Here is a 23,706-nt window from a genome sequence, read left to right as displayed (position 1 = left end):
GAAATCTGCGCACCAACGCTCTCGCCCACTGTCACGCGCGCCATGCCGCCATTGCGACCCCCAAGGGACAATGGGCTGGCTACGGACGCGGAATGCGGCCTGACGCCGTTCCCAATAGTCCCCACGGCGCCTGGGTGTGGCACCCGATAAGGGCGCCTTGTCCGGGCGTGGCGTGAGGACCCTGTTACTCCCTCTCACTCTGACACCTGGCGGCCGCCGAAGGCGGTCGTGCGACGCTAATTTTTCCTTGAGGGCCAGTCTGGCGATCCGGGTTGGCTTGCGCGGCAAGTGCCGGCACCAAAAGTTGGGAGGCTATCGCGACCGTTGCGACGCTGCGTCCCTGCCCTCGCCGCAAAGGGCCGTTCTCAGATCCCGCTCGGCACGAGCCAGTTCCTTCTGGACCGTCCGCTTGTGCAGACGAAACTCCCCCGCAATCTGCACCTGCGTCTTTCCGTCACGCCACGCCGCCAGGAAGATGTCGCGGCGCTGGGTCGGCAGTGCTTCCAGCATATCGAACACGCGCGATAATGTTCTCCTCGCGCTGGCCGCGCGCTCGGGGTCGGGCGCATCGTCGGCGAGATCAAGAGCGGCAGCCGCGTCCGCCGGTGTAAACCGCATCTCATGGCGGCGCCGGTTCTTCGTGAGGTTGATGGCCATCCGGTAAATGTAGGACAGCGGATGCCGTACATCGCCGACAACCGCACCGCGCTCGAGCTTGAGATACGCGTCGTGGAGTGCTTCGGACGCGGCATCCGGGGAGCGGAGCGTACCGGTCAGCCTCGCGAGGAGATGGTCGTAATCCGCCTCCAGGGCTTCCAGCAGGCGTTTGAGGCTCGCATCGTCCTGGCCGGACGGATCGTGCTCGCTCTCCTTGCCATTTCGTTGGACGGCGCCAGATGAGTCGCCGGCAGTGCCAATTTGCCGGGAGGCACTCGGACGTGCGTTCCGCAGCCCCATCTCAGGCGCGAGCAGCCTCGCGGCTGCCAAGCTCCTCATCTACCGGGCAGCAGCGGCAACTCGAATAGTCGCACAGGCGGCACACGCGGTAAGCGTGTTCTTCGTTGCCCAAGAGTGCGCGCAGCATGCGCTCCGAAAGTAGCCCAAGCATCGCGACCTCGTCATCATTGAGCACAGTCAGGGCGCGCGCGAGCGTAGCGTTGCGAGCTTGAAGCACCGCCATGCTCGTCGTTTCGCCGGCCGCCGTCAGGTGAAGCAATCTGGCTCGCCCGTCGCTCTCGTGCCCGCGGCGCTCCACCAGACCCTCGGCGACGAGCCGGTCTACCAGTCGCACTGCGCCGGCGTGTGAGAGGGCGACTCCCGCCGCGAGTTTGCGGATGGACAGGCCAGGTTCGTGGTGAAGGAGCGCCAACGCAGACGATGCGGGGCCCACCTCGGGTGCTTGGGCACTCGCGGAGCGCACGATCTCGTCTGCCAACAACAGTGCCAGCGCCCCGAACACATTCATGTTGCGCATCGACCGCATACTTCCTAATATATGCGTCGAGCATATACTTCAAGGCGAGGATGTGCTGTAACCGTGACGCGCGGCAGCGGCGGCCATCTCACCCCCCCTGCTCACCAATTATTCGAGGAACCGTGATGGAGAAGATCGGCTTCGGCGGAGGGTGCCACTGGTGCACCGAGGGTGTTTTCCAGGCTATTCGCGGCGTGCAGCAGGTCGATCAAGGCTTCATCCGCTCAGATGCCCCCTCCGACACCTGGGCCGAGGCGGTCGTGGTTCATTTCGACCCGGAGGCGATCGAACTCGCGACATTGCTGGAGATCCACCTCAGGACCCACTCCGCCACGAAGACCTTTGAGCCAGGCGGGAAATACCGCAGTGCTGTCTACACATTCGAGGACGGCCAGGCGCCCCAACTGAGGGACGTGCTCGCATCGTTGAGGGGCTCTTTCGAGAAGCCGCTGTCGACGGCGGTCCTGCCGTTCCGTGGGTTCAAACCTTCGGACGCACGATATCAAAACTATTATGCGACCGATCCGGAGAGGCCGTTCTGCAGACGCTACATCGATCCGAAGCTCGACTATATAAGGGCGAACTTCGCCAAGGTTGTGCTCCCGGCCAGAGCCGCCGCTCGCGACGCGCCATCCACGCCATGAATCCCCAACAATAGGGAGCTTCGCTTACTCTGCCAGCGCCGCAATGGACTGGCACTGGCTCCGCCGGTCGGCGACGGCGCACGGACTAGCAACTCCGGCCGATCGATGGGTTCGTCCTGGAGCGCAAAGTGGTTATCGCGATGGTTTCTGGGTCCACCGCGCTGGCCGAAATACGCAATATCGCCCAGTTGGCTGCCGCCTAAAGGTGTAGCTGAACGACGAGCGCAGAGCTCCTGTGCTATGAAAACTATACGCAGAGCACATTGGCCAAATCCGGACCGCACTGCGATAGTCTACGCAATGACTGGCGAAATAAGCGACCTGTCGCTGGCGTAAAATGTCAGGATAAATGAAGTCTCCCCACAGAAGAAACACGGAGCTCACGCCATGCTGATGCAGTCCATCGATGCGATCGAGGCGGAGGTCCTGCCATGCGGCGCCTTGATCTTCACGCAGTTGGAACTGACAGTTATCGCGCTGGCCCGGAGCGAGAAAGGCCGAACTTCTGCGTCCCGAAGCCACCTGGCGCGGGCCCTCTTCAAGATCGACGAGTGTACCCCAGGAAAGCAGGCAAACTGGGCGCTGGCTGATGCGCGGCTCGAAGCGCTCCGCGCGTTCGTCAACTCTCTCCATCGGCACGGCCCAGAGGTCCTCCAGGAGACGCAGACCTTGCAGGAGGCCGGCTTCAGCGGCGCGCAAGAAAACTGGCTTCGCTCGGAATGCGCCCGTCCGCTCTCACCTGCAGCGCAAATTTGAAATCCACTCCGTTACCGGAAGACAGCCGCACATGAACATAATCTCCGAGGCTTGCAGGAGGTTGGAAGCCAAGAATGCGCGTCTTTTCCGCGTGCTGCAGCGCGCTTCGATTGCCGTCTCGATTCTCTTTGCGGCGGGCGTGACGGGTCTGGTGAGCCTGCTCTGGCGCGCCATCGTCGGGCAGGTCCACGATCCGCTGCTCTCGGCCGTCCTCGTCGGCACGATAATGCTGTCGTTAACCGCGGCCGCAGTCATGCTGCTCACGTTCGAGAGACGAGCCTGATCCCCAGGCGATGGTCGCGCCCGATCGCTGACGGGTCGCAATTCCGTCCATCAGAGGTCGAAAAGTTCGGGCGAAGTCGACCTGTCGTTGAGTGGCTGGCGGGCAGTGTGGAAGGCAGATCGCTCGCGCTAAGTCGCACAATTTGCGCCGGGATTTGCGTCGCCTGCCGCTGCGATCGGAGCTTTGGCATGACCCATGCTATTTGGCGCTGTGCCACCCGCGCATTTCGACGCTATCTTGCACGGCATGACCACCATCCGCCTGCTGTCCAGCCCAGATGCTGACGCCGCCGTCGCGGGACTGGGCTTCGCGTCCTTCTATGATAGCTTTATCGCCCGATTACAGGGCCTGAACGTAGGGAAAGTGGTGCCTCGCGTCGGTGAGGCGTTCCCGGACTTCTCGCTTCCCGACTCGTCGGGCCGCTACCGTTCGATCAAGCAGCTTCAGGACGCACGGCCGCTTGTCATCAGCTTCAATCGTGGAAGATGGTGTCCGTACTGCGTGCACGAGCTACAATCATGGGCAGCTGCCGTGCCTGCTCTTGAAGAACTGGGCGGAAAGCTGATTGTCGTGGCGGGGGAGACTGGCGAAGGGGCTGGCGCCATACAGGAAATAATCGGACCGAGCGCGACGGCGCTCTGCGACGTCGACCACGGGGCGGCGTTGGCATGCGGGCTTGCCTTTCCGATCGGCCAGGAGCTGAAGCGCAGGTATCTGGCGATCGGGATCGATCTTGCGGCCATCTACGGAAGCGATGGGGGCTTCCTGCCAATCCCGGCAACATTCGTCGTCGGCGGGGACGGCAACATCCGCTACGCACATGTCGACCCGGACTTCCGAGTACGACCCGAGCCAAAGGACATCGTCGCGTTCATCGCGGCAATGCGCTGAGCAGCCAGGTTCCGGCGACTTCGTGACGGGCCTGCGATAGTGCAGAACTCTTATTCGCGCCACTTCGGCTCAAGTGGCAGCCGCCGCCCAACTGCGCGCGCGTGACGCACGCAGGAAGGCATCTGCGGCGATGCTGCGCTTGCGACCAGCCACCGCCCCCAAGACGACGTCGCGCCGGACCTCGACATCAGCAAACCTGAAGGAACATAGGCGCTCGTCGTCCCGAGGCCGCGGTATGAAGGCGCTGCCGAGCCCCGAGATCACCAGCTGCTTCAGCTGAGCCATGTCGGTGGCGCGGTGCCGGACGACTGGCACGAAGCCGTGCGAGGCCGCGATGCCCTTGAGCCGGGCGCACCCGTTGCCCTCGTGATCGATCCAGGACTCATCGCGCACCGAAAGCAGCGACGGCATCCCCCCTCCCGCGAGCGGATGATCCGCACGTGTGACCATATGATAGCAATGGTCGAACAGCTGCCAGGCGTCCAAGCGATCAGGCGCGTTGTCCGGGAGCTCGACGACCACCAGGTCCAGTGCACCGTTCATTGCGGCTTCGATCAGTTCGTCCGACGACCCGCTGGAAAGCGAGAGCTCGAAGCCCGGGAGACAGTCGGCAAGCTCTGCCAGGATCCGATCGAGCGTGTCGGACTCAATTGCAGCATCTACGCCAAGCGCCAGCGGCGCCACTTCCGCCCTTCCCATGCCCTTTGCAAGTTGGGTCGCGGCCCGGGCTGCTTCGAATGTGCGCTCGAGATGCGGCAACATCTGTCGTCCGAGATCAGTCAGGTGGGTGCGGCTGCGCTCGCGGCGGAACAGTTCTCCGCCAAACTCATCCTCGAGCTTTTGTATCGCACGGGTCAGCGATGGCTGCGACACGTTGCACTCGTCGGCCGCCCGCGTGAAATTAAGCGTCTGCGCCGTCGCGAGGAAGTATCTGATCTGGTGCATCTCCATGAACTGATAGTAGCATCCGAACTGGCCGGTGGCGACCGCCCAGGCCCCATCAACTCATTATCTCCGGAGCGGAACTCGCGATCGTGGCATCGCGCGGCGGCCGGCAATATCGGCTGACCAGCTCATATGCCTTTGCGGGCCCCTGGACCGTGATGATCACCTCAAAGGCGGTCGGTCCCAGAATGCTGTAGGTGGCACGGTAGATGTCGTCTCCGCAGATGTGGACGTCACTCGCTTCCACGACGCTATCCGTCCGAGAGAAACGCAGGCTGAGGAACTGCTTCCCGATATCAGGTCCGTCTGCGAACTCGACAACGACACAGTCCCCGCTCGAGCGATAGAGATACTGCCGGTAGGAAGAGAATTCACCGCCATCTGCCAGCGTAAGGATGCCGCTCTCTCGATATGCGAGGGCGCCTTCGCCAGCAGGGGAGAAGACCGCGTCACCGTGCAGGTGAGCAACTCCGGGCCGGATATCGCGTCGGAGTATCCATGCTCCGCGGAGATCCTGCAGGATTTGCGCGCCCATCGTCACGAGAGGACGCCATTCACGAAGGCTCAGGGGCGCTTCTGTCGCGGACCGAAGCAAACAGCAGCACCAGCGATGCCGCCAGCAAGACCGCATCCTTCAACAGGAATTGCCCCGGTACCGCCGAGATAGCTGGAAAGCCGCCGGCCGTCGGCTCCGCGACACCTGGAGTGGTGAACAGAAAGGTCAGCGTGATGAGATAGGTCGCCGCCGACATCAGTGCACCGAGGGCGGAGAAGATTGGGCGGAATGCACCAAGGATCAGAAATAGGGCAGTCGATAGCTCGACAGTGCCGATGAAATAGCTCTGCCCCTGCGTACCGAACATGCCCAGCCAACTCATCATCGGGCTATGTCCAATGAATGGGGCGATGCCCGCTGCCTCATACGCCGTAAACTTCATCCCGCCGAACCACAAAAACACGATGACCAGCGCCCATCTGAGCAAAGCGAGGTCCTTCCGGTCATGCTCGGCGACGACAAAATCGTAACGGTCGTAAATGCTCATCTGACAGTTCCTAAACAGGCTACGCGTCGCGACGTCGAGAGACCTCTTCGTGCTTCATGTGTGGGGTACTGCCCCAAACTACGGAAAACCCTTCGCCAGCGGAAATGCCGTTGAGGTATTGTTTCGATAGCTGCCGAGCGCACATCGATTGTCGCCTGCGGGCTCTGACTTCGCGACTGACTTGCGTCGCCGCCTTTGCGACCCGGCGGGCAGACTCAAGCCATAGCCGTCAGGTATTGCCCGAACCCTCGGCATTGATGAGCCGAAACAGTTTTTCCGCGCGACCGATCGCCGTAAATTCCTCTAAGGCGTTATAACGCAACGCTTTATCCGACAGCCATGCCGATCGGGAGGAAGAGGGTATTGCTTGCTGTCTATGCTCCGCGCACATATAGCCGTGGTGATGGATGGACTTCGAGATAGAAATGTCTTCGGGGCGTTCGCACTCATGATCGGCGACGACATTGTTCGCGCCAGTTCATCGCGAGCACCGGAAGCTGGACCCGCCGCCTCGGCGCTGGCGTTGCTCGCGCACAAGCCCGGGCTCTCGATCCGCGTGCTTGCGGTCGGAGTGGGGCTTTCACATGCCGGAACCGTTCGCCTCGTGGACCGGTTGGCGGCCGAGGGATTGATCGAGCGCAGAGAGCATTCGACAGACGGCCGCACGCGATCCCTCTATCTTACGGCAACCGGGAAGGTCGCGAGCGATGCTGTCCTCGCCTCGCGCGATCAAGTGATTGCTGAAGGGCTGTCGATCCTCGATCCCGACGAACAGAAAATCCTGTGCGATATCGCTGAACGCGTTCTGCGCAATCGCCTGGAGAGCCTCGAGCAGTCATACCGCATCTGCCGCCTGTGCTGCTATGAGGGTTGCACGAACTGCCCCATCGATGCCGAATTGCTCGAGCGAGGCGTAGACCGGGAAAAGAGCGACGACGCGTAGGAGAGCGAGCATCCGGGGTTGCAGGATGGGAGGCGCGCGAGCGCGAAGGCTCAATGCTGAGCGAGAAGATACGCCGCGAGAAAGCCGATGACCGTGATCAAGCCGATGAACGGCGGCGCCTTCTCGAAGGCTTCGGGGATCATCGTCTCCGCGAGCATCGCGATCACGGCGCCCGCCGCGAATGAGAGGATGGCCGGCGCCAGAGTTTCTGCAGAGCCAAGAACGAAGTTCCCCGCGCCAGCGGCGATGCAGACCAGCAGCGGAATGCCGATCCACACCGCGTAGATATAGCGTCGCGACCGGCCCGCGAGCTTCATTCCCGAGGCGCTCGAAAGGCCCTGTGGGACGTTGGCGAGAAAGAAGCCTGCGACGACGGCGAGGCTGATCCTGCCACCGCCGGCGACCGACATCCCGATCACAAGGGCCTCGGGGATCCCGTCGAGGACGCTGCCGAGCGCGATCGCGACTCCGCTGCCATGGTGCTCCTGCTCGTTTGGCTGCTCCACGCATTCACCGCACCGCTTGCGGTGCTTGGCACCACGGCGAGCAAGGTCCCAATTGGAGCCGCTGAAAATCGCGGCGCCGGCGAGCAGGCCGAATATCGCCAACGGTCCCAAGCCCGGCGGGTCTTGCCCGCCGATCAATTCAGTTCCGACCACGGCGATCAGCACACCGCCCCCGAAACCCATTATCGCCGCAATCATGCGGTGCGTCAGCCGCCCGAAGAATGTGTCCGCTATGATCGCCCCAAACAGAAGTCCGCTGCCCGACACCAGGCCCCAAAGACCAGCGATCATAAACTCAGGCATCATGGCAGTAGCGCGGCCCGTAGCGGGGAGCCGTGCTTGCGACCCTTTTCCGCACGACCCAATGGGGGCATTACCAACTTGCTCATCGGCCAGATCCATCCAGGCGCCACGTCGGACGCGCGAAGTGACAGCTATACCCCGAAGGGTCGCGCGCCAGATATTTTTGGTGCTCCGGCTCCGCTTCCCAAAAGATTTCCTCTGGATTGATCTCCGACAAGACCGGGCCAGGCCAGCGTCCTGACGCCTCGATCTCGGCGATCGTCGCCAGAGCGACCTCTTTCTGCACGTCGCTGGTGTAGAAAATCGCCGACCGATAGCTGGGGCCGACATCGCTGCCTTGCTGCTCGTAAGTCGTGGGGTCGTGGATCTGGAAGAAGAGCTCCAGGAGGGAGCGATAGCTGAGTATGGAAGGATCGAAGGTCACCTCCACCGCTTCCGCATGGCCGTAATGTCTCGCATAGGTCGGATCGGGCATTTCACCCCCTGTGTACCCCACGCGCGTCGACAGGACGCCCCTGGCTCGGCGCAGCAGATCCTCCACGCCCCAGAAGCAACCGCCTGCGAGAATTGCTCGCTCTGTCGCGGCCGCCTCATCGCCGGCAGGCGATTGGGCAACACTCGGTGCGCCCTCCCCCATGTGCTCCACCGTCAAGCCGGCCTCGCGGGATCCGCAGCCTGACTGGTGCCCAGGAGCTCGGTCTGTACGTCCGAGCCCCGGATGAGAGTGAGATCGACGGGGCATCGATCAGCGATCGCGAGGATCCGAGCACGCTGATCATCACTCAGCGGGCCATCGAGGACGATGGTGCGGGTGAAACGGTCCGGTGGCATCATGTCCGGCACCTTCTCGTGCTGCACGGTCGTGCTCGCCCGTTCGAGCGGAAAGCCCTTGCGGTCCGCATATAGACGCATCGTCATCACTGTGCAGGCCGCAAGGCCGGCGGAAACCAGTTCGAAGGGTGAGAACCCGGTTCCAAGGCCGCCGACCGATGCTGGTTCATCGGCAATCAAACTGTGCTCGCCGCTGCGGACATCGAGCTGGAATTTCCCGGCAAGGGTTTCAGTGGCGACGACGCCCTCGGCAATTTCGACCTGCGGAAGATCCGCCGTAAGCGGTGGGAGAAAGCGGCTCGCCCAGGCCGCCACCATAGCCGCGGCATAATTCGCGTCTGCAGCGTCGGTGAGAAGGTGATCCGCATTGTCGAGCGAGATGAAGCTCTTCGGATGCCTCGACGCCAGGAAGATGCGCGACGCGTGGTCGATGCCGACCACCTGGTCCAGCGGCGAGTGCATGACCAGCACCGGACGTCGCAGGGAGGCGATGGCCTTCTCGACATCGATGCCCTCAACCGCATCTAAGAACCCGCGGCTGACCAGGAACGGTCTCCCGGCGATCTCCACCGAGGCCTCGCCCTCCCGCGCGATGGCGTCGAGGCCCTCCTGTCCGAAGAAGCGCAGGATGTGCTGAAGGTCGGCCGGAGCGCCGATGGTTGCCACCGCCGCAACGTCGGGTAGTTCGGCTGCGGCCACGATCACAGCCGCTCCACCCAGGCTGTGACCGACCAGGAGGGAGGGTGGCATGCCCGCCTCGGCCATCGCCTTGGCGGCCGCGCGAAGGTCATCGACGTCCGAAGCGAAGTTCACAGCTTCCCCTGCCCCACCGCCGATCCCGGTCCCGGCAAAATCGAACCTCAACACTCCGATGCCGGCACGCGAGAGCGCACGCGCGATGTAAACGGCGGCGCGACTGTCCTTCCCGCATGTGAAGCAGTGGGCGAAGATCGCCCAGCCCCGCGGCGTTCCTTCCGGCCGTTCGAGGTGCCCGGACAGCTGAGATCCAGCCCCACTGATAAACGTGAATGTTTTTTCTGACATATCTATTTGATCCTTTAGCACGCGGTTTGACGATCGCTCTCCCGAAGTTTCCAGGCGGAGCTGAGCGCAGCGCACCGCCACCGATAGTCGCACGGCATACTTTATATGCGTGACGCATATAGACAACCCCCCATGCACATATTATATGCGTCGCGCATACAGTGTGGATCGCTCCGGGGGCCATCGCACGAATGCAGCATCAGTCAGGGCTCATTGGCGACGGTAATGGAACTCAACCAGATCAGCTATTTCATCAGATTGGCCGAGACGCTGAACTTCACGGCGGCTGCTCGTCTGAGCGGTGTATCACAGCCAAGTCTGACCCGTGCGATCCGTCGCCTCGAAGATGAACTCGGCGGGCCACTGATCCATCGCGACGGAAAGAACAGCCGCCTGACCGGTCTTGGCCTGGACGTGGAGGCCGAATTCCGGCGCATGGCGGCCGCGATGAAGAGCGTCCGCGACCACTCCGAAAACTGGGCGATGGGGAGGCACCGCGTGCTCGATGTCGCCATCGCGCCCACCATCGGACCAAAGGGGTTCGCGGCATTCTTCGAAAGCGCGTTAGCGGAAGTGCCATCCATCGAGATCAGGTTGCACTCGCTCCAGGCGAACGAGGATACATCGGAAGTGCTCTCGGGAAAGTACCACGCGTGCATCCTGCCGCGTGAGACAAGGCAGGAACGCAAGCTGGATGTGCACCCCTTATTTCGGGAACGCTTCGTGCTCGGCTGTTCGGCTAACCATCCCCTGGCTGCCCGTGAGACGGTGCGCGGGGAAAACCTGCTCGAATTTCCTTTCGTCGATCGCCTGAAATGCGAATTTCGCGATCAGATCTTCGACCACTTCGCGCGACGTGGTGCGCTCATGCAACCCCGCTTCCGATCAGATCGGGACGACTGGGTGCAGCGGGTGGTCGCCGACGGTCACTCCATATGCATCCTTCCGGAACGCTCGGCCATCGCGCACGGCCTCGTCACCCGGCCGATCGACGGTTTTGTACTGGAGCGCGAAGTCGTCATGGCGACGGTATCCGGGTCGACGGCTCCGGTAGAGATACGGAAGATCGCGCATCTGGCAGCCGGATATGCGTGGAGCTGAACGCAGTCCCAAGAGCTCCCGCGCTATGGAAACTATACGCAGAGCGCATTGGATAATTCCGGACCGCGCTGCGATAATCTGCGCAACCACTGACGAAATAGCGGCACCGGGTCTCGACCTCTTAGATAAGTAAAGGAGACTATCATGAAGTTCGAAAAATCGCAGGAAGCGGTTGATCGCCTTACTGCCGAGCAGCGTCGGATCACCCAGGAATCGGGCACCGAACGGCCCTTCACGGGCGAGTATAACGACAACAAGGAGCCGGGTATCTACGTCGACATCGTATCCGGAGAGCCGCTGTTCGCCTCGACAGACAAGTTCGACTCCGGTTCCGGCTGGCCCAGCTTCACCAAGCCGATCGTTCCGGCAAACGTGAACGAGCTGCGGGATAGCGCGCACGGCATGGTCCGGACCGAGGTCAGGTCGGTGCACGCAGACAGCCATCTCGGCCACGTGTTCCCGGATGGTCCTTCCGACCGCGGCGGTCTGCGCTACTGCATCAACTCAGCATCGCTCCGCTTCATCCCCCGCGATGAAATGGAGTCCGAGGGATACGGCGAATATCTCGATCAGGTAGAGGAGGCTTAACGTGCATCAACGCGCTATTCTCGCAGGCGGATGTTTCTGGGGCATGCAGGATCTGATCCGCAAGCGGCCCGGCATCGTCTCGACTCGTGTCGGTTACACCGGCGGCGATGTGCCGAACGCCACCTATCGTAATCACGGCACGCATGCCGAGGGGATCGAGATCGTCTTCGACCCGGCGGTGACGAGCTACCGGAACATCCTGGAATTCTTCTTCCAGATCCACGATCCGACGACGCTGAACCGCCAGGGCAATGATCGTGGGCTCTCGTACCGGTCGGGCATCTATTATGTTGACGAGGAGCAGAAGCGCGTAGCCGAGGATACGATCGCCGATGTGGATGCGTCCGGGCTGTGGGATGGCAAGGTCGTCACCGAGGTCGCGCCGGTTGGTGAGTTTTGGGAGGCCGAGCCGGAACACCAGGATTATCTGGAGAAGCGGCCAGGCGGCTACACATGTCACTTCGCAAGACCCGGCTGGGTGCTTCCGAAGCGCCAGAAGGCCGGCGATGTGCAGCCCGCGGCCGAGACTGCTGCGGAATAGGCTACACTGCCGTTCCGCTATGCCGGTCCGGTTTAGACGTTCCGATGACCGCGTCGCCCAACGATGCGGTCATCGAACCCTGCCCTGATAAGGTGGGTCATTCCAGTCGACCGCCACAGCTTCAGGATCGCAGAAACATGCCAGACCTCTCGTCCTTCCCAATCACGCAGCGCTGGCCAGCTTCGCATCCTGATCGCCTGCAACTTTACGCAGCGCCCACGCCGAATGGCGTCAAGGTCTCGATCATGCTGGAGGAGACCGGCCTGGCGTACGAGCCCCATTACGTCGACATCTCGAACAACGAGTCGAAGGATCCAGCGTTCGTTTCGTTGAACCCGAATGGCCGCATTCCGGCGATCATCGATCCGGCAGGTCCTGGTGGAAAGCCGATCGCCTTATGGGAATCCGGTGCGATCCTCCTCTATCTGGCCGACAAGACGGGCCAGTTCATCTCCACCGAACCCGCCCAGCGTTACGAGACACTGGCGTGGGTGATGTTCCAGATGTCGGCCATCGGGCCGATGTTCGGTCAACTTGGCTTCTTCCTGCGATTTGGCGGCAAGGACTATGAGGACAAGCGGCCGCAGCAGCGCTTTATAGATGAAGCGAAGCGTCTCCTCGGGGTGTTGGATCGCCGGCTGGAAGGGCGCGACTGGATCGTCGACAACTATTCGATCGCGGACATCGCGACGCTCGGCTGGGTGAACGCGCTGGTCGAATTCTACGATGCCGGCGACGTGCTTGGCCTCAGCACTTATTCGAACGTCCAGGCATGGCTGGGGCGAGGGCTGGCTCGACCGGCCGTGCGGCGTGGCCTGAAGATCCCGGCGAGGCCGGCATGAGCATCATCGCCGCTTATTATTACAAAGAAGGCAAGCGAGTTCGCGAAATCGCGCTCGATGAGCGCGTCGAGCTGAACGAGGATCGCTCGGGCTTCTGCTGGATCGCGCTCAGCGAGCCCACCGAGGACGAACTGAGAGCGATCCAGGCGACATATAATCTCCACCCTCTGGCGATCGATAACGCGATGCACCCGCTGTGCCCGCCAAAGCTCGAAGTCTATAACGATGAGCTCTACATCGTCGCGCAAACCGCCGAGCTGGTCGGCGACCGGATCGTCTATGGCAAGATGGCGATCTTCACCGGTCACAATCATCTCATCACCGTGCGGCACGGCAACGGGGGAGCGCTGGGCAAGCTTCGCGAGCAACTTGAGGCTTCGCCGACGTTTTTCGCCAAGGGTGTCGACTATGTGCTCCACGCGATCCTGCACCGCGTGGTCGATCAGTATCTCCCGATCTTCGAAATGATCGAGGACGACGTCCTGGAGATGGAGAGAATGTCGCTCGACGACTTCCTCGGGCGGAAGGAGGTCTCCCGCATCTTCGAACTAAGGTCCGAACTCACGCGGTTCCAACGCACGCTCGGGGCTATGGCCGAGTTGGTGCGAAAGCTCGTACGCGGCCACTTTCCCTGCATCAGCGTCGAAATGACACCATTCTTCCACGACGTCGCGGACCATGTTCACCGCGTGCAATCCATGGTCGATGGTCTCCTGCAGGTTCTGTCTACGGTCTTTGAGGCCAGCAGTCTTCTGGAAGCACAAAGGATCGGAGTCGTCACCCGCCAGCTCGCCGCCTGGGCGGCAATATTGGCGGTCCCGACGGCGATCGCTGGAATTTACGGCATGAACTTCAAGCACATGCCGGAACTGGACACGCCATACGGCTACTTCGTCGTGCTCGGGGTGGTAGCGGTGCTCTGCCTCCTCCTGTTCGTGCGCTTCAAGAAGGCCAAGTGGCTATGAAATCAGCACTTCGCGCGCTTGTCCGACCTCCGACGGGCGACAGCGCGCCCGGTGGAGGAGCGTGTCCAATCCAACTCGAGATGAAGGTGCTTCCATGACCTCCCAAGTGACCGACGTTCTAGAAGCAGTCCAATCCTTCATCGCCAAGGGCTACCACCGCGAATACCGCGTCAAGGACGGCAAACTTGTCGATCTCGAACTGGGATCGACCCTCGATCCGTGCGGGATCCAGATCGATGCGGCGCTGCGCCTCGAAAGTGGGGATGGCGAGGACGCCTCCAACATCTATGCGATCACCGATCCAGCGACCGCGCACAAGGGCCTGTTGATCGACGCGTTCGACGTGTTCCACGAAATTTGTCCCCGGGACCTGTCCGAGCGCCTCGTAGCGGATCGGGAAACGGCGCAGGCAGGTGACCAGGATCTGCCGAGCAAGCACGGACTCCGGAAGGTGTACAAGGTCGAGTTCAACCGCGATCCCGAGCGTTACATCTTGCGGGAAGGGTTTCCAGACTTCCCACCCTGCCCTTTCGGCCAATCCTTCAGCATCCTCGGCTTTGATACCGCCGAGCAGGAATATGTCTGGCTTGTCACGAGCATCATCCGCGATTCTCGCCTGATCCGAGTTCCATACCAGGGCGAAGACGTCATCAGCGACGAATAGCGGCATCACAGAACTTTCAAAAACACTGAAACACAACGAGGTGATCATGGACTGGAACAAGAGCCACATCCGAGAGACGATGCTTTCTCTGGAGACCGCAGCGTTGCAGAGCGCTCGCGAAAACTATCTGGACTATGTCTCTACCGCGCGACTCGATCGCAGCGAACCGATCGAAAACGACGAACTGGCGCAGGCCGAGGTCGCGAGTGACTTCGCCGAAGCGCTCGATGACACGCTCCATGACTATGCCGAGAAACTCGAAAAGCTCAGGACGATCGATTTTGGCCCCAAGTCGGCCGTCGCCGAAGGCGCTGTCGTCAAGCTGTCCGGCCGCTACTTCGCGGTCGCGGTGTCGACGAGCAGGTTCACCTGTCAGGGACGTGAGCTGATGGGCATTTCGACGATGGCGCCGATCTTCGAAGCGATCGAAGGTGCCCGCGCCGGCGAGACCGTGCAGTTCAACGGACGGGATCTCGTGGTGGAAGACGTGGAATAGCGCACACTACCAAGCCGCCGCGCAATGCCCTTTCTGCATGCATACGGTCCCCGCAGCCGCATCGACCTGTCACATCAAAGGCAAACTCATGACAACACCGTCATTCTTCATCACCCCCGGATATGGGCAGCGCCTGCATGACGCGCTGCATTACTCGCAGGCAATGCGCGTTGGTGACCGCGTGGAGACCTCCGGACAGGGCGGATGGAACGACGATCTCGTCATTCCGGAATCGATCGAGGAAGAGATCGAGCAGGCGTTCAAGAACGTGGAACGGACGCTCGCGACAGCCGGGGCACGTTGGGAGCATGTCGTCCACGTCAACTCCTACCACGTCGGGGGCTTTCCTCCGGTGATCAACGAAACAATGGCCAGGCTGTACCGCCACTATATGCCCAACCGCGCGCCAATCTGGACGCAGTTGGGAATCGAAGCGCTGGGGCTTCCAACGATGCGTATCGAAATCAGGGTAACGGCCATCATCGCCTGACCAGCGCGGTTCGTGCAGTTGGCGTGCCGCGTTACGGTCGAACCCCCTGCGACCGCTTCTGCATACACATCATCGTATCAAGCGATCCGGTGATCATCGGCGTGCTTGGAGAACGGGGGGCAGGCTTGGTTTGGGTCGAGCGGCTTGGGATCCGGGCGATGGCCAAGGCCGCCAGGAGTGTGAGCAACGCCGCTGCGTAAAGGAACAAGCCGCCCGGGCCCAGGATCGTCATCGCTGTTCCCCCGATAAGCGGGCCAGCAGCTGTCCCTATCCCGTTGAGCAGCAGCAGGGCGCGTGCGGTACCGAGCAGCCGGCCGGCCGGAAGATCGTCGTTCGCGACGGCAAGGCACAGCGAATAGATCGGGATGCCGAAGCCGCCGAACAGCGCGCCCGCGGCAAGGAGCACGGCCAGAGGCGCGTCCACCGCCAGCGCTACGCCGATCGCAGCCGCTGCCGACGCCAGTGCCGCACCGGCGATGACGAAACTCCGGGGCACTCGATCCGAAAGCCAGCCGAGCGGCCATTGCAACACCAGCGTTCCGCCAAGCACCGCGGCCATGAAAGCCGATATCCCGCCCACGCCAAGTCCGATCCTCTGGGCGAAGTTCGGACCTAACCCCCAGAAACCGCCGATAGCCAGGCCTGCCAGGAAAGCGCCGGCCGCAGGGAGCGGTGATACGCGGACGAGGTCCCGAAACGCGACCGGCTCCTGGGCCACCTGGGCCGGCGGATGACTGGGCAGCAAGGTGATGGGAACCACCGCCGCCGATATCAACAGCGACACGATGAGGAACAAGGTCACGTCGACGGGCGGCGCGACGTTGAGCAGCGCCTGCCCGATTGCCCATGAGCCCATCGAGACGATACCGAAGATCGACAGGAGCTGGCCTCGCGTGGATGGCAACGCATGGGCGTTGAGCCAGCTCTCCGTAGCGAGGATCATGCCCGCATAGGCGAACCCGGTGATCAGGCGAAGCGGTATCCAGGCAAACGGTTCCACGAACGCCAAATGAAGAAGGGCAGTCATCGAAGCGATAGCCGCAAAGCCGGCGAAGGTTCTGACGTGCCCTACGGAGACGATGATCCGCGGCAACACTAGCGCGCCGATCGTGAAACCCGCGAAATAGAAAGACATCATCGCGCTGATCGCGCCGGTCGAAAAGCCCTCCTGGCCGGCTCTCACGATCAGGAGCGTGCCCAGCAAACCGTTGCCCAGCAGCAGAGCGGCGACACTCAACAGCAGCGCCGCCACCGGCGTGAGAACGAGGCCGCGTCTGCCCGCCGACCTCATGGTATCCATGGCCGCGCTCATTTTCTCGCCTGGCGCGAGGGTTGATATTCTGTGGAGGTGATGAACTGGTCGAATGCTTCGCACCAGATGACGACCGTATTGTAATCGCGAACATCGACACCGGCAGGCACCTCGACGATGAAGCCGTTGAACGCTTTCACGTCGCCCACGCGGACCGATCTGTCTTTGATGAGGAGGAAGGCCTCCTTGGTGTCGACGAAATGTGGTGCGAGGTAGAGCTTGTAGTCCGGTCCGGGGGCGAGGCGCCCGATATGGGCGATACGGTCGCGCGATACCCGGATCTCGCCTTCCCCCCAGTGAAGCAGATCGCTGCCATTGAGATCGCGGGCCAGACGCCCTGCGTAGAGCGACTCGGCTGAAATGGCTCGCAAGGCCGCCGCGTCCGGGGCTCGGGGGGCGGTCAGGATCGGCAGCGTGTAGACGCCGCCCGCAAAACCGATGGCAAGCATCGCGAGATGGGTGGCAATCAGGATGACCCAGCGCCGCATCGGTTACACCAGCTCCAGTCCCTTTACGAGCTGATCGGCGTCGAGATGGAAGTCCGAGAAGACGATCCGGCCGCCAGCGTCCATCACGGAGAACCAGGGCGTTCCCCGGGTGCGGTAGTCCTCCATGAAGGTGGGAAGAGTCGCGCCGGCAGGTGGCTCGTCCTGGCCAAACGCGATAGGAAGCTCATACTTGAGCTGATTCACGCGCAACTTCTCAAAGGTGTTCTCATCCGCCCCTTCGAAGACGGTCTGGATCACCGCGAAGCCAACGCCCCTGAGGCTCAACGCGCTGTGCAGCCTTTGCAGCGTGGGAAAGCCATGCAGATGGCAACCATGGCACCAGTGCTGGAAGGCGAACAGGATCTTCGGGCCCGCGCCGAGGTCCGATAGCTTGAGCGGCGCGATGCTACCTCCATCAGCGCCGATCCATTTCTGCACGCGCAGCTCGGGCGCTTGTTCTCCGGCGACGCTCATCTGATCCTCCAATTCCGACGCTGAAGCCCAATGAATGGTCGCGCATCGCGATGGCGCGCGAACCTCCGAGCTGGTTTTGCGCCCGCATCCCAAATAATTGATCGCTCGGATCGCCACTTTGTCCGAATTACACTCGGGGCTCTAAGGTTTCTCCTGCCGGACTATGAGGGTATGCGCGCAGTATTTCCAATAGCCGCGCGACATAGTTTCCATACCTTACCGCACCCATCTCTCCAGCAACTTTACTTAGCTATTGCTAATACCCTGAGATGTGAGGCGCAATTTGGCTCTGGCCCGTTGAGAAGTCTGACGAGCGACTTGAAACCGCTAATGGATCGGCCGGATTGCGCTTCTGCACTCGCATCTACTCTTGCGCAGCCAGGCTACCGGGGCGACTGTCGCTCCGACGGGCAACACGGGGCGGGACGTAATGGAATCGATCGGGCGCGACTTACGAGAGATGCAACGTGTTCCCCTTTCTGCGACGCATGTCGCGGCGTTGAAAGCAGTTGGCACGATTCACCGCTATCCCGCCGGCACGTTCGTCGCACGTGCCGGGGAGCCCGCCAACCGCTTCGTCTATGTCGAGGAGGGCGAGATCGAGGTCGTGAACCCCTTCACGGACGAGCGCCATATTGCCTCAACCCTCGGGCCAACCCAGTTCATGGCGGAAATTGCGTTCCTTAACGGCGGCAACTGGTCGCTGCCGATGCGAGCGGTCACCGACACCACCGTGATCGAAGTGCCGCGCCCGGACATGTTGCGACTGATGTCCGAAACGCCGGAGATGTCCGACATCGTCATCACCGTGCTCTCGGCGCGGCGACGCCAGCAACTCGACAGACGTTACGGCACGCTCGTTTTGATCGGCGAGGAAGTGGATCGAGGCGTGCGCCGGATCGCGGAGTTCGCGAGCCGCAACCGTCTGCCCTATATGTCATATGCGCTCGGGAGTGCGGAGGCGGCGGCTGTCGCGATGACCTGCTCGACGTCACCGGACAAGCCGGCGGTAGTCTTCGGGCGCGATGTGGTTGTCGCCGACCCGACCCCCGACAAGGTGGCGCGCTTGCTCGGCCTCAATCACGATCTCGTCGACGATGAGGCCTTCGACGTTCTGATTGTAGGCGGCGGGCCTGCAGGAGTGGCAGCAGGCGTCTATGCGGGCGCTGAGGGGCTACGTGCACTGGTGATCGAGGATGTGGCGATCGGAGGTCAGGCGGGCACCTCGAGCCGGATCGAGAACTACATGGGTTTTCCGACTGGGATCTCTGGCGCCGACCTGGTGTGGCGCGGCGAGGTCCAGGCTATGAAATTTGGCACGCGTTTCGCGATGCCGCGGCGGGTAGTGAAACTGGAACGTCTGGAAGACAGCTCGTTCTGTGCGACCTTCGACAACGAACAACGGGTCCGCGGGCGGGCCGTCGTCGTGGCGACCGGTGTCCAATATCGCCGGCTGCCGATCGATCGGCTTGAAGCGTTTGAAGGGGCCGGTGTCTATTACGCGGCTACCGAGAGCGAGGCGCGCTATAGCCGGGACACCGAGACGATCATCATCGGTGGCGGCAACTCCGCCGGTCAGGCAGCGATGTTCCTCAGCCGCTCTGCGAAGCATGTCCGCGTCCTGGTTCGCGGCCGCTCGCTTGCGTCATCGATGTCGAGCTACCTGTCCAGCCGGCTCGTTGCAGACCCAGCGATCACGATCGAATATGGCACGGAAGTCAGCGCCCTCCACGGATCGGACAGGCTCGAGGCGGTCACGATACGCGACGTGCATCACGGCTCGACCCGCACGCTCGATTCCGGCGCGCTCTTCGTCATGGTCGGCGCTGCACCCAACACCGCATGGCTCTCGGGGCTCGTCGCGCTCGACCCCCACGGTTTCGTCCTGACCGGGCAAGAGGTGGACGGAGCCTCGCCTTATGAGACCTCGGAGGTTGGCATCTTCGCGGTGGGCGATGTCCGCGCGGGATCCGTGAAGCGGGTGGCATCCTCGGTGGGCGAAGGCTCGGTCGTGATCTCCAAGGTTTGGGCCCACGTTCGGGTCTAATGCCGACCGCCCGCGGTTCCGGTGGCAGATCCTACCTAGCACGCCGCTCAGTCCGGTTCGGGACCACCGGCACCATGTCCAATCAAGGGTCACGACACGAAAGTGAGTTTTGCATCGCTAGGAGCGAACAGAACGTGTCCGTGAACCCGTCGCCCGCCGATATTGTCCGGCAACCCATCAGAACGGTGCGCTGTCGGACACTATGACGCTGACCGGCATACCAGCGTTTGACGGCCAACGGCACGAATCGCCCAAACCCCACCCCTTCAGTAAGTCGGCTCACCTTTCCGAAACCAGCATTCTGCCGTGCCAAAACATTCCCGTTTTTCCATGTAGGACGGGTTGATTTGAGAAAACTCAATCGGGACAGATTTCGAGAAAATAGCTTTCCCGGGGGCATCAAAAGACCGATTCTGCCAGCTTTCTCGCTACACCTTCCTTTACGGGAACGTCGTGTTCACTTTTCCCGACCTTGCCTATTAAGCGCGAACGTCTGTTCAAGACCGACTCCTGCGAGACGGGCGGTTGCGAGCAGGCGATCAAAATTGTGCCCGTTACGGGCGCTGGCGGACAGCCCGGCCATTACGGTGCTCATATAATCTTGGATACACGCGGCTTGATCGGGATAACGGGCGGCAATGAATCGATAAATCGCCTCCTCCGCAGCCGTAATGAAAGCGCCAGCAGCGCCTTTTGCTTCTGGGTCGGCGCAGCGCGCACCCTCGATGACGAGGCAACCCGCCGCGCCGGGATCGGCTGCGTAGCGCCGGGCCGCCTCTTCCAGCACCGCCACGAGACATTCCGCGATCGGTCGATCCGCGCTTAGCAGATCGGCCAGCGGGATCGCGCCTTGGGCGGCATAACGATCGAGGATGCGGCTGTAGAGGTCCGCCTTGCTACCAAAGGCGGCATAGAAGCTGGGCGGATTTATACCGATCGCCTGGATGAGGTCAGCGACGCTGACCGCATCGTAGCCGCGGGCGTGAAACAGGCGTTGGGCGGCCGCGACCGCCTCGTCCAAGTCGAACTGGCGCGGTCGGCCACGTGTGCGGCGGCTTTCTGTATGCTCCACTACAAATACCTTGACGCGCGGGGTTGAACCATTTATGTAGCGGATCGTAAGTTATTGATCAAGGAAGAGTGCGATGGGTGCGTTCGAGGGAAAATCCGTTCTTGTGCTTGGTGGTAGCCGCGGAATCGGCGCGGCAATCGTTCGGCGCTTTGCAGCGGATGGCGCGACCGTGGTCTTCACCTATTCCGGCTCGCGAGACGCAGCCGAAGCGTTGGCGGCCGAGACGCGCAGCACGGCCGTGGAGACGGACAGCGCGGATCGCGACGCGGTGATCGCACGCGTGAAGGACAGCGGCGCGCTCGACGTGCTGGTCGTCAATGCCGGCATCGCCGTGTTCGGCGACTCGCTGGAACAGGACCCGGACGCGATTGACCGGCTGTTCCGGATCAATGTTCACGCGCCGTATCATGCATCGGTCGAGGCGGCGCGACAGATGCCCGAGGGCGGGCGCATCATCGTTATCGGATCGGTGAACGGCGATCGGATGCCCGTTCCCGGCATGGCGGCTTACGCGCTCAGCAAGTCAGCGCTGCAAGGGATGGCACGTGGGCTGGCACGCGACTTCGGGCCTCGCGGGATTACGATCAACGTCGTGCAACCCGGTCCGATCGACACAGACGCCAACCCGGCAGACGGACCGATGAAGGATCTGCTGCACGGTTTCATGGCGATCAAGCGTCACGGCCGGCCGGAGGAGGTCGCGGGCATGGTGGCATGGCTCGCCGGACCGGAGGCAGGGTTCGTCACCGGCGCCATGCACACCATCGACGGAGCGTTCGGTGCCTGATCCGTTGGAGCGATCAACTATGGCCACCATCGGCATCATTGGTGCGGGAGAGGTAGGCAGCCAGATCGCCCGCGCCGCCATCGCGAACGGCTACCGGGTGGTGATCGCCAACTCGCGCGGACCGGAAACTTTGGCCCGCCTCGTCGCCGAACTCGGGCCCGACGCGCGCGCTGCGACCGCTGCCGATGCGGCCGAGGCGGGGGATTTCGTCGTGGTGGCGGTCCCCCTCAAGCTCGCCAACGACATGCCGGTCGAGCAACTGGCGGGCAAGATCGTTCTCGACACCAACAACTACATGCCGTGGCGTGACGGGCGCTACGCCGTGGTAGACGTCGGTGAGAAGACGGAGCACGAGCTACGGCAGGAACAGCTCCCCACCTCTAAGGTCGCGAAGGCGTTCACGCACATTCAGGCACCGCGGCTGTTCCTGTCGGCGCGGCCATCTGGCACGCCGGGGCGGCACGCGCTGTCGGTATCAAGCGACCACCCCGAGGCGGTGGAGCTGGTCACGCGGCTTTACGATCAGTTCGGCTTCGATACGGCAGACAACAGTCCACTTAGCGAGTCCTGGCGGAGCGGCCCAGGTCAGCCCGCATGGCGCGCGCACGAACATCAGACGCTCCCCGAGTTGATCGTGAACCTTGCCAAGGCGAGACGGCTCCCGCTGAGGTAGAACGGCCGGCTCTGCCTTTCTCAAAACTCGATCCTTTTCGAGAAAGGCAGACGCGTCACGCGATGGTATCGATCGACCCTTCCTCCCCGAAAGCGGTTGGACCGCTTCTTACCATTGTCGTCGTTCGCTATCCGTTCGCTCCCAGCGTCCGCAAAATTCACTTTCGGGTTGTGACTCCAATCAGACCCAGTTGCGCCGCGAGCGCGGGCCAAATCTGCCGAATGTCCTGATGATACGCGTCGCCTGCACTCGCTTCCTGCAACCGAGGGTCGGCTAGCCATGCATTTTGTTGAGGGCTGAGCAGGTCGGCGATGGGCGTGTGATACGGCACCGCCAGATTGATTTGCGTGCGTTGGGCCGGTGTCAGAGGCAGGTGGCGGGCAGCATGCTTGCGCAGGTAGAATTGGGGCTCGCCGTCGAGCTTGAACAGGGCGCCTTCGAGCGGACTGAACCCCTCAGTCCTGGCATAGCTATTCAGCTTGGAGCGCGAGGCCACGCGCGGGTCGAAATCCACCCGAACCACTTCCTCTCCGTCAATCCAGCCTGCCTCGGTCGTCACGATCGCTGGATGCTGGGCGAGGCTCGTCTCGCCCGACCAGAAACATGGTGTGGTGTAGACCGCGCTTTCAGCGAGGCTATTTTCAACGAGCAGATCGCGCCCAAGCAAGCGGAAGTAGCCGGGCAGGTCGCTGCCGAGCCTTTCGAGAACAGCGGTAATCTTCTCGTGCAGTCCGAGCGCGTCATAGCGATCGGCCAGTTTGGGCACGAGCTCGGCTCCGTCGGGCCCGAGGAAGCGCACCACCGGGTTGTTCCACGATGGCTCGCCAAAACGCCGTAGGATCTCGGCGTCCTTGCCTGGATGGTTGTTGAAGATGGCCACCGGGATGAAGTGATCCGCAATCAATTCCACCATCAAGGGATGGGTGAGAACATCCTGCCCAAAGTTTATGCACGTCGAACAGCCCGGCACCTCCTGAAATAACAGGAGAATAGGTTTGCCTTGATCGGACGCGGCTACGAGGCCGCGCTCAAAGTCGCGCAACCACGCGACTTCCCCGAGCTCATGATGCTCGCGAAACGAAACTAGGTTGTCTTGCATATCGGTGACCTAGTGTGGCCAGCATGCGATACAATATGCTGGCGGGGTGAGAAGGGCTTCGCTCAGCGACCGTAACGGTCGTGCTGGTATGCCAACCCCCGGCCGTCGAGGTTGGCAACCCGGATCGCGACCGCTGCGAGTTGACCTTCAGTCAGTTGTGGGAAATTCGGGCTCGCGAAGTGCGTGACCAGGGCCATCTCGCGGTCAAGGAGCAGTTGTGCTTGGGTTTCCCGGCCACCGATCGACCAACATAACTGTTGCCCCTCCCGCTGGACCAGAGTGACGTGAAAAACATGCTGGGCGAACGTGCAGAATAAGAAGCTGCTGCCAAGCGACACCTCGCGAGGCAGACTGGCAATATCCAGCCACTCGATCATCGTTGTCCTCTCCACGGATTTTCGCCT

30 protein-coding genes are annotated in these 23,706 nt (G+C 62.1%); 16 read left to right on the top strand and 14 right to left on the bottom strand.

The genetic code is table 11. From position 1 onward, the window contains the following. Positions 1–312: 312 nt before the first annotated feature. Positions 313–987 carry an RNA polymerase sigma factor gene (locus DI606_RS03445; RefSeq protein ID WP_293979757.1) on the bottom strand — a complete coding sequence of 225 codons (675 nt, stop codon included), beginning with the start codon at positions 985–987 and terminating at the stop codon, positions 313–315. Further along, entirely contained in the window at positions 959–1,474 is a 516-nt protein-coding gene (locus tag DI606_RS03440; protein ID WP_247650908.1) for a MarR family transcriptional regulator, read from the bottom strand. The genes DI606_RS03445 and DI606_RS03440 overlap by 29 nt, the downstream gene beginning before the upstream one ends. Before the next feature lie 125 nt (positions 1,475–1,599). Between DI606_RS03440 and DI606_RS03435 the strand changes: the two genes are divergently transcribed. The 4 genes from DI606_RS03435 (at position 1,600) to DI606_RS03420 (ending at position 4,048) form a co-directional block, all read left to right on the top strand. Continuing rightward, a complete protein-coding gene (locus tag DI606_RS03435) occupies positions 1,600–2,118 on the top strand; it encodes a peptide-methionine (S)-S-oxide reductase (RefSeq protein ID WP_168847366.1) in 519 nt (172 codons plus the stop codon). Positions 2,119–2,505: 387 nt separating this feature from the next. Next, a complete protein-coding gene (locus DI606_RS03430; protein ID WP_168847365.1) occupies positions 2,506–2,874 on the top strand; it encodes a hypothetical protein in 369 nt (122 codons plus the stop codon). Between the two features lie 31 nt (positions 2,875–2,905). Continuing rightward, entirely contained in the window at positions 2,906–3,157 is a 252-nt protein-coding gene (locus tag DI606_RS03425) for a hypothetical protein (RefSeq protein ID WP_168847364.1), read from the top strand. Positions 3,158–3,403: 246 nt separating this feature from the next. Continuing rightward, on the top strand, positions 3,404–4,048 hold the full coding sequence (locus DI606_RS03420; RefSeq protein WP_168847363.1) for a peroxiredoxin-like family protein: 645 nt from the start codon (positions 3,404–3,406) through the stop codon (positions 4,046–4,048). Between the two features lie 69 nt (positions 4,049–4,117). Here the strand turns inward: DI606_RS03420 and DI606_RS03415 are convergent, their stop codons facing one another. Genes DI606_RS03415 through DI606_RS03405 form a run of 3 tightly spaced genes read right to left on the bottom strand, consistent with a single transcriptional unit; the run spans position 4,118 to position 6,036 of the window. Then, positions 4,118–4,999, bottom strand: a complete 882-nt coding sequence (locus DI606_RS03415; protein WP_168847362.1) for a LysR family transcriptional regulator — start codon at positions 4,997–4,999, stop codon at positions 4,118–4,120. Between the two features lie 49 nt (positions 5,000–5,048). After that, a complete protein-coding gene (locus DI606_RS03410; protein ID WP_247650911.1) occupies positions 5,049–5,528 on the bottom strand; it encodes a DUF6314 family protein in 480 nt (159 codons plus the stop codon). A gap of 19 nt (positions 5,529–5,547) precedes the next feature. Beyond that, positions 5,548–6,036, bottom strand: coding sequence for a DUF417 family protein (locus DI606_RS03405; protein WP_168847361.1), 489 nt, complete (start codon positions 6,034–6,036; stop codon positions 5,548–5,550). A 448-nt stretch (positions 6,037–6,484) separates the two neighbouring features. On the opposite strand from DI606_RS03405, the gene DI606_RS03400 reads away from it, so the two are divergent. Further along, positions 6,485–6,979 carry a MarR family winged helix-turn-helix transcriptional regulator gene (locus DI606_RS03400; RefSeq protein WP_247650907.1) on the top strand — a complete coding sequence of 165 codons (495 nt, stop codon included), beginning with the start codon at positions 6,485–6,487 and terminating at the stop codon, positions 6,977–6,979. Positions 6,980–7,029: 50 nt separating this feature from the next. Here DI606_RS03400 and DI606_RS03395 read toward each other — a convergent pair whose 3' ends face one another. The 3 genes from DI606_RS03395 to DI606_RS03385 form a co-directional block, all read right to left on the bottom strand. After that, the gene (locus DI606_RS03395; protein ID WP_293979755.1) at positions 7,030–7,776 is read right to left on the bottom strand and encodes a ZIP family zinc transporter; all 747 of its coding nucleotides are present in this window, start codon (positions 7,774–7,776) and stop codon (positions 7,030–7,032) included. A 94-nt stretch (positions 7,777–7,870) separates the two neighbouring features. After that, a complete protein-coding gene (gene msrA / locus DI606_RS03390; protein WP_168847403.1) occupies positions 7,871–8,425 on the bottom strand; it encodes a peptide-methionine (S)-S-oxide reductase MsrA in 555 nt (184 codons plus the stop codon). 11 nt (positions 8,426–8,436) lie between these two features. Further along, entirely contained in the window at positions 8,437–9,669 is a 1,233-nt protein-coding gene (locus DI606_RS03385; protein WP_168847402.1) for a bifunctional alpha/beta hydrolase/OsmC family protein, read from the bottom strand. Positions 9,670–9,921: 252 nt separating this feature from the next. Here DI606_RS03385 and DI606_RS03380 point away from each other — a divergent pair, with 252 nt between their 5' ends. The 8 genes from DI606_RS03380 to DI606_RS03345 all read left to right on the top strand — a co-directional run bounded on the left by DI606_RS03380 (position 9,922) and on the right by DI606_RS03345 (position 15,350). Then, positions 9,922–10,764, top strand: a complete 843-nt coding sequence (locus tag DI606_RS03380; RefSeq protein WP_293979753.1) for a LysR family transcriptional regulator — start codon at positions 9,922–9,924, stop codon at positions 10,762–10,764. Between the two features lie 144 nt (positions 10,765–10,908). Further along, on the top strand, positions 10,909–11,352 hold the full coding sequence (gene msrB / locus DI606_RS03375; RefSeq protein ID WP_168847358.1) for a peptide-methionine (R)-S-oxide reductase MsrB: 444 nt from the start codon (positions 10,909–10,911) through the stop codon (positions 11,350–11,352). Position 11,353: 1 nt separating this feature from the next. Then, positions 11,354–11,893, top strand: a complete 540-nt coding sequence (gene msrA / locus DI606_RS03370; protein ID WP_168847357.1) for a peptide-methionine (S)-S-oxide reductase MsrA — start codon at positions 11,354–11,356, stop codon at positions 11,891–11,893. A 137-nt stretch (positions 11,894–12,030) separates the two neighbouring features. After that, positions 12,031–12,735: a glutathione S-transferase N-terminal domain-containing protein gene (locus DI606_RS03365; RefSeq protein ID WP_168847401.1), complete on the top strand. Its 705-nt coding sequence runs from the start codon at positions 12,031–12,033 to the stop codon at positions 12,733–12,735. Next, complete coding sequence (locus DI606_RS03360) at positions 12,732–13,700, top strand: magnesium and cobalt transport protein CorA (protein WP_168847356.1); 969 nt, start codon at positions 12,732–12,734, stop codon at positions 13,698–13,700. The genes DI606_RS03365 and DI606_RS03360 overlap by 4 nt, the downstream gene beginning before the upstream one ends. Before the next feature lie 94 nt (positions 13,701–13,794). Beyond that, entirely contained in the window at positions 13,795–14,364 is a 570-nt protein-coding gene (locus tag DI606_RS03355) for a hypothetical protein (protein ID WP_168847355.1), read from the top strand. A gap of 46 nt (positions 14,365–14,410) precedes the next feature. Then, positions 14,411–14,860 carry a hypothetical protein gene (locus DI606_RS03350; RefSeq protein ID WP_168847354.1) on the top strand — a complete coding sequence of 150 codons (450 nt, stop codon included), beginning with the start codon at positions 14,411–14,413 and terminating at the stop codon, positions 14,858–14,860. 37 nt (positions 14,861–14,897) lie between these two features. Continuing rightward, entirely contained in the window at positions 14,898–15,350 is a 453-nt protein-coding gene (locus DI606_RS03345; protein ID WP_247650905.1) for a RidA family protein, read from the top strand. A gap of 31 nt (positions 15,351–15,381) precedes the next feature. Here DI606_RS03345 and DI606_RS03340 read toward each other — a convergent pair whose 3' ends face one another. The 3 genes from DI606_RS03340 to DI606_RS03330 are packed head-to-tail and all read right to left on the bottom strand — an operon-like array spanning position 15,382 to position 17,624. Next, positions 15,382–16,650 (bottom strand): MFS transporter, encoded by a 1,269-nt coding sequence (locus DI606_RS03340; RefSeq protein ID WP_168847399.1) that lies wholly within the window; start codon positions 16,648–16,650, stop codon positions 15,382–15,384. An 8-nt stretch (positions 16,651–16,658) separates the two neighbouring features. Then, entirely contained in the window at positions 16,659–17,150 is a 492-nt protein-coding gene (locus DI606_RS03335) for a DM13 domain-containing protein (protein ID WP_168847353.1), read from the bottom strand. 3 nt (positions 17,151–17,153) lie between these two features. Further along, positions 17,154–17,624 (bottom strand): TlpA family protein disulfide reductase, encoded by a 471-nt coding sequence (locus tag DI606_RS03330; protein ID WP_168847352.1) that lies wholly within the window; start codon positions 17,622–17,624, stop codon positions 17,154–17,156. Between the two features lie 430 nt (positions 17,625–18,054). Here DI606_RS03330 and DI606_RS03325 point away from each other — a divergent pair, with 430 nt between their 5' ends. Then, positions 18,055–19,671, top strand: a complete 1,617-nt coding sequence (locus tag DI606_RS03325) for a cyclic nucleotide-binding domain-containing thioredoxin-disulfide reductase (protein WP_168847351.1) — start codon at positions 18,055–18,057, stop codon at positions 19,669–19,671. Between the two features lie 457 nt (positions 19,672–20,128). On the opposite strand, the gene DI606_RS03320 is transcribed toward DI606_RS03325, so the two are convergent. After that, positions 20,129–20,743, bottom strand: coding sequence for a TetR/AcrR family transcriptional regulator (locus DI606_RS03320; RefSeq protein WP_168847350.1), 615 nt, complete (start codon positions 20,741–20,743; stop codon positions 20,129–20,131). 73 nt (positions 20,744–20,816) lie between these two features. Between DI606_RS03320 and bdcA the strand changes: the two genes are divergently transcribed. Together bdcA and DI606_RS03310 are read left to right on the top strand one after the other, a co-directional pair. Continuing rightward, entirely contained in the window at positions 20,817–21,530 is a 714-nt protein-coding gene (gene bdcA / locus DI606_RS03315) for an SDR family oxidoreductase (protein ID WP_168847349.1), read from the top strand. 19 nt (positions 21,531–21,549) lie between these two features. After that, on the top strand, positions 21,550–22,203 hold the full coding sequence (locus tag DI606_RS03310; protein WP_211091136.1) for an NAD(P)-binding domain-containing protein: 654 nt from the start codon (positions 21,550–21,552) through the stop codon (positions 22,201–22,203). Between the two features lie 157 nt (positions 22,204–22,360). Here the strand turns inward: DI606_RS03310 and DI606_RS03305 are convergent, their stop codons facing one another. Together DI606_RS03305 and DI606_RS03300 are read right to left on the bottom strand one after the other, a co-directional pair. Further along, positions 22,361–23,302: a VPGUxxT family thioredoxin-like (seleno)protein, type 2 gene (locus tag DI606_RS03305; protein WP_168847347.1), complete on the bottom strand. Its 942-nt coding sequence runs from the start codon at positions 23,300–23,302 to the stop codon at positions 22,361–22,363. Positions 23,303–23,364: 62 nt separating this feature from the next. Further along, entirely contained in the window at positions 23,365–23,679 is a 315-nt protein-coding gene (locus DI606_RS03300; RefSeq protein WP_168847346.1) for a hypothetical protein, read from the bottom strand. Positions 23,680–23,706: the final 27 nt, after the last annotated feature.

It is taken from the genome of Sphingobium sp., assembly GCF_003248505.1.
GTDB lineage: Bacteria > Pseudomonadota > Alphaproteobacteria > Sphingomonadales > Sphingomonadaceae > Sphingobium.
Note: the sequence above shows the minus strand (reverse complement) of the source record. Positions and strands in the feature narration are given on the sequence as shown.

Coding starts and splice junctions, on each gene's coding strand:
- DI606_RS03435 (WP_168847366.1), top strand. CDS start 1,600: ATGGAGAAGATCGGCTTCGGCGGAGGGTGCCACTGGTGCACCGAGGGT.
- bdcA (WP_168847349.1), top strand. CDS start 20,817: ATGGGTGCGTTCGAGGGAAAATCCGTTCTTGTGCTTGGTGGTAGCCGC.
- msrB (WP_168847358.1), top strand. CDS start 10,909: ATGAAGTTCGAAAAATCGCAGGAAGCGGTTGATCGCCTTACTGCCGAG.
- DI606_RS03400 (WP_247650907.1), top strand. CDS start 6,485: ATGATCGGCGACGACATTGTTCGCGCCAGTTCATCGCGAGCACCGGAA.
- DI606_RS03405 (WP_168847361.1), bottom strand. CDS start 6,036: ATGAGCATTTACGACCGTTACGATTTTGTCGTCGCCGAGCATGACCGG.
- DI606_RS03430 (WP_168847365.1), top strand. CDS start 2,506: ATGCTGATGCAGTCCATCGATGCGATCGAGGCGGAGGTCCTGCCATGC.
- DI606_RS03330 (WP_168847352.1), bottom strand. CDS start 17,624: ATGAGCGTCGCCGGAGAACAAGCGCCCGAGCTGCGCGTGCAGAAATGG.
- DI606_RS03355 (WP_168847355.1), top strand. CDS start 13,795: ATGACCTCCCAAGTGACCGACGTTCTAGAAGCAGTCCAATCCTTCATC.
- DI606_RS03395 (WP_293979755.1), bottom strand. CDS start 7,776: ATGATCGCTGGTCTTTGGGGCCTGGTGTCGGGCAGCGGACTTCTGTTT.
- DI606_RS03345 (WP_247650905.1), top strand. CDS start 14,898: ATGCATACGGTCCCCGCAGCCGCATCGACCTGTCACATCAAAGGCAAA.
- DI606_RS03335 (WP_168847353.1), bottom strand. CDS start 17,150: ATGCGGCGCTGGGTCATCCTGATTGCCACCCATCTCGCGATGCTTGCC.
- DI606_RS03305 (WP_168847347.1), bottom strand. CDS start 23,302: ATGCAAGACAACCTAGTTTCGTTTCGCGAGCATCATGAGCTCGGGGAA.
- DI606_RS03310 (WP_211091136.1), top strand. CDS start 21,550: ATGGCCACCATCGGCATCATTGGTGCGGGAGAGGTAGGCAGCCAGATC.
- DI606_RS03410 (WP_247650911.1), bottom strand. CDS start 5,528: ATGGGCGCGCAAATCCTGCAGGATCTCCGCGGAGCATGGATACTCCGA.
- DI606_RS03440 (WP_247650908.1), bottom strand. CDS start 1,474: ATGCGCAACATGAATGTGTTCGGGGCGCTGGCACTGTTGTTGGCAGAC.
- DI606_RS03300 (WP_168847346.1), bottom strand. CDS start 23,679: ATGATCGAGTGGCTGGATATTGCCAGTCTGCCTCGCGAGGTGTCGCTT.
- DI606_RS03425 (WP_168847364.1), top strand. CDS start 2,906: ATGAACATAATCTCCGAGGCTTGCAGGAGGTTGGAAGCCAAGAATGCG.
- DI606_RS03325 (WP_168847351.1), top strand. CDS start 18,055: ATGGAATCGATCGGGCGCGACTTACGAGAGATGCAACGTGTTCCCCTT.
- DI606_RS03420 (WP_168847363.1), top strand. CDS start 3,404: ATGACCACCATCCGCCTGCTGTCCAGCCCAGATGCTGACGCCGCCGTC.
- msrA (WP_168847403.1), bottom strand. CDS start 8,425: ATGGGGGAGGGCGCACCGAGTGTTGCCCAATCGCCTGCCGGCGATGAG.
- DI606_RS03360 (WP_168847356.1), top strand. CDS start 12,732: ATGAGCATCATCGCCGCTTATTATTACAAAGAAGGCAAGCGAGTTCGC.
- DI606_RS03415 (WP_168847362.1), bottom strand. CDS start 4,999: ATGGAGATGCACCAGATCAGATACTTCCTCGCGACGGCGCAGACGCTT.
- DI606_RS03340 (WP_168847399.1), bottom strand. CDS start 16,650: ATGGATACCATGAGGTCGGCGGGCAGACGCGGCCTCGTTCTCACGCCG.
- DI606_RS03365 (WP_168847401.1), top strand. CDS start 12,031: ATGCCAGACCTCTCGTCCTTCCCAATCACGCAGCGCTGGCCAGCTTCG.
- DI606_RS03350 (WP_168847354.1), top strand. CDS start 14,411: ATGGACTGGAACAAGAGCCACATCCGAGAGACGATGCTTTCTCTGGAG.